Below are 12,388 nucleotides of genomic sequence, written 5' to 3'. Positions count from 1 at the left end.
ATCAGCTGTAGTTAATGGGTTGGGAGTTGGCAGTGAATATTTCCCAGGCGGCGCAGCATTCGGGGCTCAGTAGCAAGGCCCTGCGCCATTATGAATCGATCGGTTTGGTATCTCCCGCGCGCAAAGCCAATGGCTATCGCCATTACAGCGAGAATGACCTGGAGACCTTGCGTTTTATCCAGCGCGCCCGCGCCTGCGGCTTCTCTATTGAGGAAGTGCGCACTCTGTTGGGCTTGCGGGATGACCCCGGGCGACACAGCCGCGAAACCAAGCAGCTGGTGCATGAAAAACTTTCCATGCTGGAAGCCCAGCTGCGCGATATGCTGGCAATGCGTGAAACCCTGCATTCGTTTATCGACAGTTGTGCCGGTAATGACTCACCGGACTGCGCGATTTTGCAGCAGTTATCCGGCCAGCCATGCAAATAGGAATTTTGCCCGATTTACAGCGGCTGGCCGACTGGAAGGACCCCCGCGCGCTGCGGTAGAATGCGCGCCGCTTTTTATTTTGTCCGGACACCGAGAGTTCATGGAAATCAATCCCCTCCTCAACCAATTGAAAGACCTCGAAGAGCGCACCGACGTTCTTAGGGGGTATCTTTGACTATGCCAGCAAGAAAGAACGCCTGACCGAAGTAGAGCTGGAGCTGGCCGAGCCGAGCGTTTGGGACGACCCCAATCGCGCACAGGAACTGGGGCGCGAGCGCTCCTCCCTGGAAACGGTGGTTAACACTATCGAAAACCTCGACTCCGGCATCGCCGATTGCCGCGAACTGCTGGAAATGGCGGTCGAGGAAAATGACGAGGACTCCGTAGGGGAGGTCTCCACTGAGATCGAAGGTCTCCAGCAGCAGTTGGGGGTTCTGGAATTCCGCCGCATGTTCTCCGGCGAGAACGATGAGAACAATGCCTACCTGGATATCCAGGCCGGCTCCGGTGGCACCGAAGCCCAGGATTGGGCGGAAATGATTTTGCGTATGTACCTGCGCTGGGGTGAAGCCCACGGCTTCAAGACCACCCTGGAAGAGGTCTCCGCGGGGGAAGTGGCCGGCATCAAGAGTGCCACCATACATTTTGCCGGCGACCACGCTTTCGGCTGGTTGCGCACCGAAACCGGCGTACATCGCCTGGTACGCAAGTCGCCGTTTGATTCCGGCAACCGCCGTCACACTTCTTTCAGCTCGGTATTTGTGTCGCCAGAAATCGATGACAATATCGAGATTGAAATCGACAAATCCCAGGTGCGTGAAGACACTTACCGCGCCTCCGGCGCCGGTGGTCAGCACGTGAACAAAACCGATTCTGCCGTGCGTTTGACCCACACAGAATCTGGCATCGTCGTGCAGTGCCAGAGCGAACGCTCCCAGCACCAGAACCGCGATAAAGCCTGGAAAATGCTGCGCGCAAAAATGTACGAGCAGGAAATGCTGAAGCGCAACGCAGAGAAGCAGGCCATGGAAGACAGCAAGGCCGACATCGGTTGGGGCAGCCAGATCCGCTCCTACGTGTTGGACGACCAGCGTATCAAGGACCTGCGCACCAGTGTCCAGACCAGCAACTGCCAGGCAGTACTGGACGGAGACCTGGACCAATTTATCGAAGCCAGCCTAAAAGCCGGCCTCTGATTTAAAGTCTCCACTCTCACCGCGCCCCTCGTCTCTCACTAATGAGTCGAGGGGTAATATCACTCACAAAACTGATAGATCACCATGACTGATATCCAGCAAGACGAAAACAAACTAATCGCCGAGCGCCGCACCAAGCTTTCCGCTCTGCGCGAGAAGGGCAATGCTTTCCCCAATAGTTTTCGCCGCGAGAACCTCGCTGCCGACCTGCAAGCTGAGTTCGGCGATAAACAGAAAGAGGAGCTGGAAGAACTGGGTAAACGGGCGTGCGTAGCAGGGCGAATCCTGGCTAAACGCGGACCCTTTATGGTGATCCAGGATGTGTCTGATCGCATCCAGCTCTACGCCGATAAAACCGCACAGAAAGATATCAAAGAGCGCTTCGGTGCCTGGGATATCGGCGATATCGTCGGTGTAAAAGGCACTCTGCACAAGTCTGGCAAGGGCGACCTCTACGTCAACTGTGAAGAGTACAGCCTGCTGACCAAAGCGCTGCGCCCGCTGCCGGAAAAATTCCACGGCATCGCCGACCAGGAAATGCGTTATCGCCAGCGCTACGTGGACCTGATCGCCACACCGGAGGCCCGCGAAGTGTTCCGCGTGCGCTCCAAGGTTATCGAGTACATCCGCAACTTCCTCAACGGTCAGCAGTTTATGGAAGTGGAAACGCCCATGCTGCAGGTGATTCCCGGTGGCGCCAGCGCGCGTCCGTTCGTCACCCACCACAATGCGCTGGATATCGATATGTACCTGCGTATTGCCCCGGAGCTGTACCTGAAGCGTTTGGTCGTGGGTGGTTTCGAGCGGGTGTACGAAATCAACCGCAACTTCCGCAACGAAGGCCTGTCCACGCGCCACAATCCCGAGTTCACCATGCTCGAGTTCTACCAGGCGTACGCGGACTACAACGACCTGATGGATCTCACCGAGAAGATGCTGCGTGGTATCTGTGAAGATGTACTGGGCTCCACCACTGTGGCTTACCAGGAAAGCAGCTACGACTTCTCCAAGCCGTTCGCCCGTTTGTCTGTGTTCGACTCGATTCTGCACTACAACCCGGAACTGACCGCGGCCGATATCGACAACATCGAATCCGCTCGCGCCGTTGCCGAGAAACTGGACATCCCGCTGAAAGACAGCTGGGGCCTGGGTAAGGTGCAGATCGAGATCTTCGAGAAGACTGTTGAGCACCGCCTCGACCAGCCGACCTTTATCACCGAGTACCCAACCGAAGTGTCTCCGCTGGCGCGTCGCAACGATGACAACCCGTTTGTCACCGACCGCTTTGAGTTCTTCGTTGGCGGCCGCGAGATTGCCAATGGCTTCTCCGAGCTGAACGACGCAGAAGACCAAGCTGAACGCTTTAAAGCACAGGTTGCAGAGAAAGACGCCGGTGACGACGAAGCCATGCACTACGACGCCGACTATATCCGCGCGCTGGAATACGGCCTGCCGCCCACCGCTGGTGAAGGTATCGGTATCGACCGCCTAGTAATGCTGTTTACCAATTCTCCCTCGATTCGCGACGTACTGCTGTTCCCGCATATGCGCCCGGAAGCAAACGACTAAGCGAACAAAAACCTAAACCCCCGCATTATCCCCAGTGCCTACAGCCGCCGCGCCACTTCCGGTGCGGTGGTTTCCTTTCAGTTAATTCCCCATAAAGTGGCAACTATTTTTAATAGACTCTCAACCCCGCTATTTTTGGGGCAATGAAGCCTATGCAGGTTGGTAATGCCTTAAGGAAGCAGTGAAAATACACACGGGTATTAAGATCGACAGAATGCAGGTGATTCAAAAGCGCCTGGGGCCCTATGTGGCAGCAACTTGACGGTGGGAGGTGGAATAGGATTTTACTTCCTTGAGTGTGGTGTTTGGTTCTAGTTCCCTACTATAGGTGCTTTGTAACAGTGACTGAAATGGCTTTGGGATTTCTTTCGATGTGTTCGTTATTTTCGCAGGAAAATAATCTAAAGGATAAAAATGTTAAAAATCAATAGGTTGCTGATCCCTAAAAAATTGTGATAGAGGTCAGAGTGATCATCTTTCCAGTTTGTACGATCGAACCAAGTTTATTTAACCCTATGATTCTGAAATGAAATTAAGAGTTGGATAGGTAAATTGATCCTGGGATAGTAATCAGGATAATAGCGGTCGGAGTGATCACTATATAAATGTTACACTCTAAATACCGTAAATCTACGTTCTAAGGAGAGAAAATGAAAAGGCCTCACATTGAAGACGCATGGAAATCTTTTAAGGAGGTTTACGATGATGTCGGTAAAACTGTTTCTGGTGTAGGAACAAAAATTGGGGGGAAAGTTGATTACAATATCAACAAAATTCCAGAAGGTCAGGGTAGGTTTGAAAATGCCTGCGCCATTAGAATGAGCTACGTCTTAAATCAGAATGGGGTAAAAATACCATTTATTTCTGGCCAAACAGTTTCCGGTGGAAAAGGTGATTGGTATATTTTTAAAGTCAAAACAATGATTTCCTATTTAAAGAAAGTGTTTGGCGATCCCGACCATACATTTAAAAATCCACAAGAAATATCTTTTTCAGATAAGAAGGGTATCCTAGTTTTTGATGTCGATCAATGGATAGATGCTTCTGGCCATGCAACCATTTGGAATGGTAACGCATGCTCAGATAAATGTTACTTTCCGATTGCAAAGAAGGCTTATTTATGGGAATTAAAAAGCAAGCGTTCCTCTTGGTGATTACAGTATTCACCTTAGGATGCAGTTCTGAAATAACGGCAAAAACTAAAGAAGAGTCGGACTTTAGAAAATATGCAATGTCAATTTGTATTGGGTCTTCATTTTCAGAAAAAATTATATCTTCTGACGCAAATACATCTGCCAACTCGTATCACGGAAATTTGGATTTAATGGCTTATGATAAATTACGAGAGCTCCAAAAAACTTGGAAAATAGACAAATTCAATAGCAAGAATGGCGGCAAAGTCAATATTGCCAGATGTATTGAATTCTCCGAATCTCGCGAAGTTGGTTTAATATTTGAAAAATTCAACCCCTGTGAAAATAAAGAGGCTTGGCTAGACGCTGAGGAGTACAGTTCCCAGTGCAGTTGAGACGTCGAGCGTAACAATTCGCGGCTGAGGGGCAGCCTCCTTTATGCACATTTTATGCGGCTCGCTACGCTCACATTCTTGCATAAAATACGCATAAAGGAGGCTGCCCCAGAGCCCAGCGTTATGCGCCTTTGAGTAAATCACTATGAATAGAAAAGTGCGAATTCATCAACTTATCTCGGATATTGGATCTGAGATTCTTGGCTTCATTAAAGAGCGCGAGAGCATGCATTCAGATCGGTGGGTGCCCGCTACCGAGATCAAAGAAACACTTGAGCTAAATTTTGTTTCGGTGTCTCGTGAAAATACGCAATATGGCGAGAAGGGATGGCTGTTTGCTATTGTCGCACGACAACTAGAGTACAAAGGATCGCTCGAGTACAAAAAGAAAGGATACAGGTCATATTATAGGAGTGCCAGTGGCGTATAACAAGAACGGCCTGTGCGTCCCTACGGGGGAGGGCGGTCAACCAGCCGCTGAAGCCTCCCCCCTTAAAGTAGACGCTACCTTATATTCATCTTATGCGGCCATTCTTTCATATTCATCTGTGCTTTTGAACCCAAGTGAACTGTGTCTTCTCTTCAATTTATAGTATCTATCAAGGTACCAAGATAAGTTAGCCCTAAGATCCTCAACCGACTCAAAGTAAAATCCTTTGATACTCTCAGTTTTCAATGTCTGAAAAAAATGACTCTATATACACATTGTCACTCATAAATCCTGGTCGATTCATGCTCGGCTGAATACATAGAGGCTGTTTCATAACTTGAAATCGGTTATTCTCACGTAATTACATAGAAAAAAGTCCAGCAATAGTGAGCCGATTCAAGTCAGAGTTAACCAATGATCAATGGAAATTGATCGAACCTTGTCTTCCTGAGTTAAAACGAGGAAAGGTAGGCCCAAAACTCATTGATAATCGAGCTTGTTTTGAAGGCATCCTGTGGGTTTTACGTTCTGAAAGATCTTCCTTCACACTATCCATCACCGAGTACATGCTGGAGAAGGCTTCAGTTTTGGGAAGAGCAAGGAGCTTGGTTACAGGCATGGAGAAGGTTCCTGGAGCTGTTGAATCAACAGTCTTTGCTTAACTGGGAGGAGGTCTTTTCTGATGGCAGCTTTGCACCAGCAAAAAAAAGGGGCTTCGAAATCGGGAAAACCAAGCGGGGCAAGGGTTCAAAGTGGATGGTGGTGGTCGATGGCGAAGGTATTCCACTAGACGCCATTACTTCAGCCTCACCAGCAGAAGTAAAGTTATTAACCCATTACTTGATGTTACGTATAAAAATACAAAGATTCATCGCTTAGTTTATGATAAAGCGACTGACTCGGATCCGCTTAGAGATAGCCTGTTGAGTCGTGGAATCGACCTTATCTATCCACACAGGAGAAATAGGAAAAAAGTCTCAAGGTAGGATGATAGAAAGCTCAGAAGGTATACTCGCCGTTGGAAAGTTGAGCGGACTTTTGCGTGGTTGGGAAATTACCGCCGCTTGGTTGTGAAGTGGGAGCGATATTTATCCACTTATCGTGCTTTTTTCTATGTTGCATGCATTTAATTACGTTAAAGAAGTTATGAAATAGCTTCTAGTTCTTTGAGTCGGTTTTGGTATGCATAAGCACCGTGCTCAGACCCACGGTCACTGTGAAATATTAGATCTGATTCTATCCTTCTGCGGCGGACAACTTTATTTAGCGCTGACAGCGTTAATTCAATGGTTCGAGTATTTGACAATTCCCAACCCACCACTTTTCGAGAGTAAAGATCAATAATTACAGCTAAATATTGCCACTGACCATTGATCTTCAGTTAGGTAACATCACCTGCCCAATGAGAGTCTGGTTTAGTCGGCATACCATGCTCTCGTTGTAAATTTTCAACCTTAATGCAAGGATTTCCAGGTAATGGGCGTCGACGATAGATCCTTCCTGCTTTCCCCGCGATTCCAGCCTCTCGCATAAAGCGTTCAACAATTTTGTGATTTATTCGCTCACCATTAGCTTTCAGTTCTGCGCTAATTCTTGGACTTCCATAATTACCATTATGCTGTGTGTAGATAGTCTCTATACACCCTAGAATTCGCTTATTTTCTATGTCTCGAGCACTCTCAATACGGTTAAGCCATTTATAAAACCCCTGGAGCGAAACATCCAAATATCTACACAAGTACCTGACGCCAAAGTCCCACCGATTTTGGGCTATGAACGCGAATCTTTCAGCTTTTGATCTTTCAGGTACGATTCCCACTTTTTTAGAAGATTATTCTCCTTTTGTAATTTCTCGACCTGTTTTCTTAGACGTTTTATTTCTTTATCATCAGTTGAGACTGCTTGGTTTCAAGTAATAACTGCAATACTTTCATGCTGCAAGAAGATTATCTGGCAGCCCCATAAATAACTCATTCGGTGACCTTCCACCCCGACTCACTCTTGGTCTACTGTTTAGGCGATCCATTACAAATTGAACTTGCTGGTCTGTTACTTTATTTAAGTCTGTATCCTTTGGGAAATATTGCCGAATGAGACCGTTAGTATTTTCATTAATCCCTCTCTCCCAAGATGAATATGGGTGAGCAAAATAAATATCAGCCTCCAAGCCTTCCGCAATTGTTTCATGGCAAGCGAATTCAAGACCATTGTCGAAGGTAATTATTTTGATTTTATCTTTGAAACCCACCATATGGCTAACTGCTGCTTTAGCCAGCAAGTCTGATCGTTTGCCAGTCAATCTAACAATAACAGTAAATAACGTTTTGCGCTCAACCATAGTCAGCAAAGCTCCGCCATTCCCCTTGCCTATAACGGTATCACCTTCCCAGTCACCAATCCGGTTCATTCAGTCTACAACAGCTGGTCGATCATCTATGCACACTCTGTTTCTGATCTTTCCGCGTCGATCATACTTACCGTATCGCTTGCGATAGGGTTTTGATGCAACCCTAAGGTGCTTGTATAAATCTCCACCATTTGCCTGATCTAAATAAATAAGTTGGTAGATCGTCTCATGATGTAAAGATACACCTGTATGTCTCTTTAAATAGCTTGCAGTTTGCTGGGGGCTTAGTTCTTTCCGGGTTAGGGTGTCTATTTGTTGCCACACACAATTAGTTACTTTCTGTGCCTTGTATGCTTGCTGGCGTCTTAGTTCTGCAAGCTTATGTGCTTGCCCTGGACGGTATCCTCGCAAGCCTATATTGCGTCGTAGCTCTCGGCTGATCGTCGAGGGATGTCTCTCTAATAATTTTGCTATTGCTTTTTGAGAGTGCCCAGCTTTCCTTAGGCTGTAAATCTGGTATCGTTCGTTCTCGCTCAGTTGGTAGTAGCTCATCAGCGCCTTTCTCTTGGTCGGGAGAGGTGCCAACTCTACCAGCCGAGCCCTCCTTTACCAATTGCACTTATTATCCGAAACCAAGCTGAATTTTCGCTGTCTTCGTCATACTTATTCTACGGCTAGGTTTCTCAACCAACTTGCCTTCTCTACTTTCTTGTCGCTATCTATACACCATCACTGGATGTAGGCCAATGATGTTGACGATGGTGGTCGTATCTAATTTCATTTGATTAGTGAGTACGACAACTCTAACTTTAAACTCTGTTGAGTATTCAACAACACGTTCTTCGCTCAATATTTTCGGTATTTTCTCCTACCCTATTCAAAAGGTAGGCGTCTATTCCATGGGGGAAGGTTTCCTTCGTTACACGGCGCATCACTACGGCTCCAAATGCGGACGTTAGTGCACAATAAATCCATGAGTAAATTCATTGTCGACTGCACAAATATAAAATCAGAAGAAGAGTTCTGGAATAAGTACTTATCCTCTGTAGATACTGTTGAAGGTGATCTATTTGGTAGAAACTTAGATGCGCTTTGGGATGCTTTGCACGCTGGAGGTCCGGGTGCTCCAATTGAAGGAGCTAAGTTAATATCCGTTAGAAATTCAGATAGCTTGAAGAGCTTTCGAGAAGGGCTGTTTTACGATCATCTTAAGCAAATCTCTTATGATCTTAGATCGGACCCCAGTAGTTTATTATCATTCAGAGTGTTGTAGTGGTCCCATGCACTAACAAGCCGAGCAATTTGCTCTGGGACAGATTGCCTGGTACACGTTTTGCGCTGGTCGCTGCGCACACATTTTCGCGCAAATCGCGCATCAGGTAAGCTGCCCCTGTCGGCGGCGCTAAAAATAGGAAATGATTCAAGTGAAGTTATTATTAACAAGCCTCTTAATGTTCATGAGCTTGCAGGCCTCAGCTACACAACAAATCAAAGAAGAATTTACTGTTGATCAAGCTAGATTCGAAATATCTCAGCTACCACTAGATTCATATATTGATCAAAAATCCTTTCATGAAAAGGTCAAGCCTCAGATGTGTAGCGCAAATTGGCGAGGGTATCGAGGATCATGGGCTTTAGAAAAAGGGATGCTTGTTCTAAGGTACTTGGTTGCCAATGCTTGTGATAAGTCTCCAAAACCTATCGATGTGGACACAATTTTTCCGAATAAAAGCTATCCCATCGCCGCTACTTGGTATACAGGAAAAATCATCGTAAGAATTGGTGAGAGAACTTTTCTATCCCCAAAAGAGCATGGTTTATCTGGCGTCGAGTATGAAGCTGTAGTTTATGACTTCCATTCAGGTAAGCTGGTCTCAAGGTCAATTGAGACTATTATTAATAGGTGGTAGAAATTTTTAACAAGGGCAGGCGCGATCGCAAATGCTGCACATTTACTGGACTTCCGCCGCATTGCGGCTCCGGCCCGTACTGCTGGCGTTACATAGTTTAAGAGCGTATGTTACCAACTACATATAAAGTAAAAGACATAGAGTCTGGCACATTAACAGTAATGACTAAACCTGTATCTGGAGAGTGGATTGAAGATGAATTCATAGGTTTTGCTCGTCTGGGTATTAACAAGATTGTCTGCCTGCTTGAAACTTTCGAGCAACAAGAGGTAGGTTTAGCCTGTGAAGAACAGCTCTGTATAAAGAATACCATCGAGTATGTTTCATTTCCCATACCTGATAGAGGCTTGCCTAATACACAACAAACAATTGAGTTGGCTGAACATCTATTGCAAGAAATACGTGCAGGCAAGCATATAGCTATTCATTGCAGAGCCGGTATTGGCCGTACCGGAATAATAGCGGGCGCCATTTTAGTGAAATCAGGTTTGAATGCAGAAGAGTCTTTATCATTAATATCTAGTGCTCGTGGTGTTCAAGTACCTGATACCGAAGAACAAGAAGCATGGCTTGGTTTTATTTGATGACCAACTATGTAACAAGTGAATATAGTCCTTTGTCAAGTGTTTAAGCCGTTTTCTCATCCCAGTAAGTGTTGTTTTTTACCATCACATTTTGGATGGTAAGTTCTTTCCTCATACATACGATAAGATGGATAAGGGCAGCTTTCTTTGGTTTGCCAGCAGAGATCAGGCACTCATACATTAGCTTTATTCTAGGGTGGCATTGTATTGCCGACATCATAGAAACAAACAAAACCGTGCGTACACGATGTCGCCTATCTCGAATATAGCACTTACCCTGGAAGCTGCCGCTATCACGATTCATGGGGGCGATACCCGCAAGTGCCGCAATCTCTTTGTGGTTCAACTTGCCTAGCTCAGAAAGTTCGCTCAGTAGCGTGTAAGCCAGTTCATTACCGACTCCTTTCGCGCTAAATAAGAAATCGCGTTTTTGTCGCTATTCGGCAACACTGCTAACAAGTTTATCAAGTTGCTTATCGACCCCTTCTAGCTCTTTCTTGATGGCCTTTAAGATAGCCTGAATGGGCTTATGAACAGACTTAGGCATTGTTTTGAGGCGATTCTTTTGCATTGTACTCATCTCTAAGCACTGGTTCCTGGCCGTCAGCAAATCACTGATATTTCTTAGTTTTCTGGTTTTATTGATGACAATCTTGGCTTCATTGCTTCACCAAAATGTGCGATATCAATTGCATCTAGCTTATCTGTTTTTGCGAACCGCCCCGCTGACTTTGCAAAGTTTCTTACTTACGAAGGGTTGCAAACAACTATCGGCAGTCCCGCTTTATGAGCAGCACAGACGAATTCTAATGTGGACTCAATTAATACCCTTTGAGGTTTAAGCGGTTGTAGTTGTTTAATGGCGTCTTTAATACCTTCTTTGTTATTGGTAACACTAAAGAACTGGCCAGTAGGTCTCACATAAATATCGAGTTGTTTACTGCTGGTATCGATACCGACATTGATCTCTTGAGGTTCCATAAGATAAGCTATCTCCGCCTTGCTATTCGGGCTTGAGGCCCACATGACTATTCGAGTAATGCCTAGTGAGTGCTTATCACGTTCATACTTGTTATCGGTCTTTATGAACCGGCGCAGCATGTGACAAACAAGGCCTTCGGTGGCCGCCGAAGGTGGGTCTCAATTTACCCGTTAGCGAAAAGAATTTTCAACATCAGAATCGGACAAGAACAATCATACAAGTTTAGGCAAAGGACGCAGTAAACTGCGCCCCTGCTAAAAGCGTTAACTTACAAGGAGACATAGTGCGTTCTTTATTAATATCACTATGTGTTTGTATCGTATCGTGCTCTACCATCAGTCTGGATGATTCATGTGTTGATAGAAGTATATATCAAGTAGATTGGCTTACCCTCATTGTGTGAAACGAAGGGTTTCCTCAACTAACAGAGATGGGCAAGCAAATTGACGCAGTTAATAATAAGATTGAGTGTGAAATCGAAAGGTCAAAGAGAACCGATTTTAAATACTCTCTTAGTCTTCAAGATCAGAGACGTTACTTACGGGAAATTTTTCGACTAGCAGGTGAGTTAAAGAATCTTCATGCACAGCGAAATCTAGTGGTAAATGATCTTGTATTTCTCTATTCAAAAAATCTAGATTCAATGCGGGTAATATACGGCCGCAGTCTTCATGTTAATTCTAAAGAAGTTGGAAGGGATGAGTGCCCTATTATTGATCTAACCAGTGAGTTGACTGCTAGAATTAAACTAGAAATGAAAGCTAACAATCGCATGCAGCCGACGAGCGGCTGAAGCGAGCGTTAAAAGGCAAACCATGATTACGCAGCAAGTCACAGCAATCGCATTAAGGCTATTTTCAATCTGGCTTTTAATTCAACTCATCTTGAATTTGCCAAGCCTTGTAATGCTGTACGCCAGCGTTGAGAAATATCAGCAGCAAGAAATACCTATGGGCGCTTATGTTGGCCTCATAATGGCATTTATCCTAGTCGGGCTCATCGCAGCATTCTTGATCAACAAAGCTGCCAGCTCAGTTTTAAAGAGTGCCAAATCCAACTCCGAGGCAACACTGAGTAGTGACTCTCAAAAAGTATTGTTTCAGTTAGCAGGTTTATACTTTGTTGTTAATGCTCTAGCTTATTTACCTCGCTCACTGTCATTTATACCAAACACTGTGGAAATATCGTCATCAAGCATTTTATGGCCAGCTGGTTTGGTGTTCCAGTTAGCCATTGGCTTATGGCTTGTTAGCGAGTCTACCTTCTGGCTCAATCTATTTAATAAGCTGCGAGGCCGTACCTAATGCCTTTTAACAGGTGTTCAACTACACTCCGGCCGCGAGCAGCCTTCGTCGGACGCATAAAAGCGTGCTTCGCACTGTGCGCCGGTTAACTTAGCGTTAAATGTCATAAA

Annotated in this window: 17 protein-coding genes and 2 pseudogenes; 12 read left to right on the top strand and 7 right to left on the bottom strand. The window is 45.8% G+C overall.

Annotated features, from left to right (window positions below; translation table 11 throughout):
- Nucleotides 1–32: 32 nt before the first annotated feature.
- The 5 genes from ACXAFI_RS12680 to ACXAFI_RS12660 all read left to right on the top strand — a co-directional run bounded on the left by ACXAFI_RS12680 (nucleotide 33) and on the right by ACXAFI_RS12660 (nucleotide 4,721).
- On the top strand, nucleotides 33–428 hold the full coding sequence (locus tag ACXAFI_RS12680; protein WP_475109103.1) for a MerR family transcriptional regulator: 396 nt from the start codon (nucleotides 33–35) through the stop codon (nucleotides 426–428).
- A gap of 100 nt (nucleotides 429–528) precedes the next feature.
- Nucleotides 529–1,624, top strand: a protein-coding gene (prfB, locus tag ACXAFI_RS12675; protein ID WP_152452532.1) for a peptide chain release factor 2 whose coding sequence is annotated in 2 segments (ribosomal slippage) — nucleotides 529–600 and nucleotides 602–1,624 — 1,095 coding nt in all. Because the reading frame shifts where the segments join, the coding sequence is not laid out codon by codon here.
- Between the two features lie 84 nt (nucleotides 1,625–1,708).
- A complete protein-coding gene (gene lysS, locus ACXAFI_RS12670) occupies nucleotides 1,709–3,193 on the top strand; it encodes a lysine--tRNA ligase (protein WP_475109102.1) in 1,485 nt (494 codons plus the stop codon).
- Between the two features lie 650 nt (nucleotides 3,194–3,843).
- A complete protein-coding gene (locus tag ACXAFI_RS12665) occupies nucleotides 3,844–4,347 on the top strand; it encodes a type VI secretion system amidase effector protein Tae4 (RefSeq protein ID WP_475109101.1) in 504 nt (167 codons plus the stop codon).
- Nucleotides 4,314–4,721, top strand: a complete 408-nt coding sequence (locus ACXAFI_RS12660) for a hypothetical protein (protein ID WP_475109100.1) — start codon at nucleotides 4,314–4,316, stop codon at nucleotides 4,719–4,721. Before ACXAFI_RS12665 ends, ACXAFI_RS12660 begins: the two co-directional genes overlap by 34 nt.
- Before the next feature lie 520 nt (nucleotides 4,722–5,241).
- Here ACXAFI_RS12660 and ACXAFI_RS12655 read toward each other — a convergent pair.
- Nucleotides 5,242–5,397, bottom strand: a complete 156-nt coding sequence (locus ACXAFI_RS12655; RefSeq protein ID WP_475109099.1) for a hypothetical protein — start codon at nucleotides 5,395–5,397, stop codon at nucleotides 5,242–5,244.
- A 140-nt stretch (nucleotides 5,398–5,537) separates the two neighbouring features.
- Here ACXAFI_RS12655 and ACXAFI_RS12650 point away from each other — a divergent pair, with 140 nt between their 5' ends.
- The 3 genes and pseudogenes from ACXAFI_RS12650 to ACXAFI_RS12640 form a co-directional block, all read left to right on the top strand.
- A complete protein-coding gene (locus ACXAFI_RS12650; RefSeq protein WP_475109098.1) occupies nucleotides 5,538–5,813 on the top strand; it encodes a transposase in 276 nt (91 codons plus the stop codon).
- Complete coding sequence (locus ACXAFI_RS12645; RefSeq protein WP_475109097.1) at nucleotides 5,791–6,030, top strand: hypothetical protein; 240 nt, start codon at nucleotides 5,791–5,793, stop codon at nucleotides 6,028–6,030. The genes ACXAFI_RS12650 and ACXAFI_RS12645 overlap by 23 nt, the downstream gene beginning before the upstream one ends.
- A 134-nt stretch (nucleotides 6,031–6,164) precedes the next feature.
- Nucleotides 6,165–6,281, top strand: a pseudogene (locus ACXAFI_RS12640) (transposase); the annotation flags it as partial.
- Between the two features lie 14 nt (nucleotides 6,282–6,295).
- Here the strand turns inward: ACXAFI_RS12640 and ACXAFI_RS12635 are convergent.
- The 3 genes and pseudogenes from ACXAFI_RS12635 to ACXAFI_RS12625 form a co-directional block, all read right to left on the bottom strand.
- Nucleotides 6,296–6,526 carry a DDE-type integrase/transposase/recombinase gene (locus ACXAFI_RS12635; protein ID WP_475109822.1) on the bottom strand — a complete coding sequence of 77 codons (231 nt, stop codon included), beginning with the start codon at nucleotides 6,524–6,526 and terminating at the stop codon, nucleotides 6,296–6,298.
- A gap of 6 nt (nucleotides 6,527–6,532) precedes the next feature.
- Nucleotides 6,533–6,970, bottom strand: a complete 438-nt coding sequence (locus ACXAFI_RS12630) for an IS3 family transposase (RefSeq protein ID WP_475109096.1) — start codon at nucleotides 6,968–6,970, stop codon at nucleotides 6,533–6,535.
- 111 nt (nucleotides 6,971–7,081) lie between these two features.
- A pseudogene (locus ACXAFI_RS12625) lies at nucleotides 7,082–8,050 on the bottom strand (IS30 family transposase).
- Between the two features lie 394 nt (nucleotides 8,051–8,444).
- Here ACXAFI_RS12625 and ACXAFI_RS12620 point away from each other — a divergent pair.
- From ACXAFI_RS12620 to ACXAFI_RS12610, 3 genes are all read left to right on the top strand, one after another.
- Complete coding sequence (locus tag ACXAFI_RS12620; RefSeq protein ID WP_475109095.1) at nucleotides 8,445–8,771, top strand: barstar family protein; 327 nt, start codon at nucleotides 8,445–8,447, stop codon at nucleotides 8,769–8,771.
- Between the two features lie 151 nt (nucleotides 8,772–8,922).
- Nucleotides 8,923–9,408 (top strand): hypothetical protein, encoded by a 486-nt coding sequence (locus ACXAFI_RS12615; protein WP_475109094.1) that lies wholly within the window; start codon nucleotides 8,923–8,925, stop codon nucleotides 9,406–9,408.
- A gap of 107 nt (nucleotides 9,409–9,515) precedes the next feature.
- Nucleotides 9,516–9,992, top strand: a complete 477-nt coding sequence (locus ACXAFI_RS12610; protein WP_475109093.1) for a protein-tyrosine phosphatase family protein — start codon at nucleotides 9,516–9,518, stop codon at nucleotides 9,990–9,992.
- A 43-nt stretch (nucleotides 9,993–10,035) separates the two neighbouring features.
- Here ACXAFI_RS12610 and ACXAFI_RS12605 read toward each other — a convergent pair whose 3' ends face one another.
- The 3 genes from ACXAFI_RS12605 to ACXAFI_RS12595 all read right to left on the bottom strand — a co-directional run bounded on the left by ACXAFI_RS12605 (nucleotide 10,036) and on the right by ACXAFI_RS12595 (nucleotide 10,973).
- Nucleotides 10,036–10,365 carry a transposase gene (locus ACXAFI_RS12605; protein ID WP_475109821.1) on the bottom strand — a complete coding sequence of 110 codons (330 nt, stop codon included), beginning with the start codon at nucleotides 10,363–10,365 and terminating at the stop codon, nucleotides 10,036–10,038.
- A 63-nt stretch (nucleotides 10,366–10,428) separates the two neighbouring features.
- Entirely contained in the window at nucleotides 10,429–10,563 is a 135-nt protein-coding gene (locus ACXAFI_RS12600; protein WP_475109092.1) for a hypothetical protein, read from the bottom strand.
- A 176-nt stretch (nucleotides 10,564–10,739) separates the two neighbouring features.
- A complete protein-coding gene (locus ACXAFI_RS12595) occupies nucleotides 10,740–10,973 on the bottom strand; it encodes a hypothetical protein (protein WP_475109091.1) in 234 nt (77 codons plus the stop codon).
- Between the two features lie 816 nt (nucleotides 10,974–11,789).
- On the opposite strand from ACXAFI_RS12595, the gene ACXAFI_RS12590 reads away from it, so the two are divergent.
- Nucleotides 11,790–12,278 carry a hypothetical protein gene (locus tag ACXAFI_RS12590; protein WP_475109090.1) on the top strand — a complete coding sequence of 163 codons (489 nt, stop codon included), beginning with the start codon at nucleotides 11,790–11,792 and terminating at the stop codon, nucleotides 12,276–12,278.
- Nucleotides 12,279–12,388 lie beyond the last annotated feature (110 nt).

Source organism: Microbulbifer sp. ABH2_005, from assembly GCF_056160005.1.
This window is presented reverse-complemented; position numbering and strand designations above follow the sequence as displayed.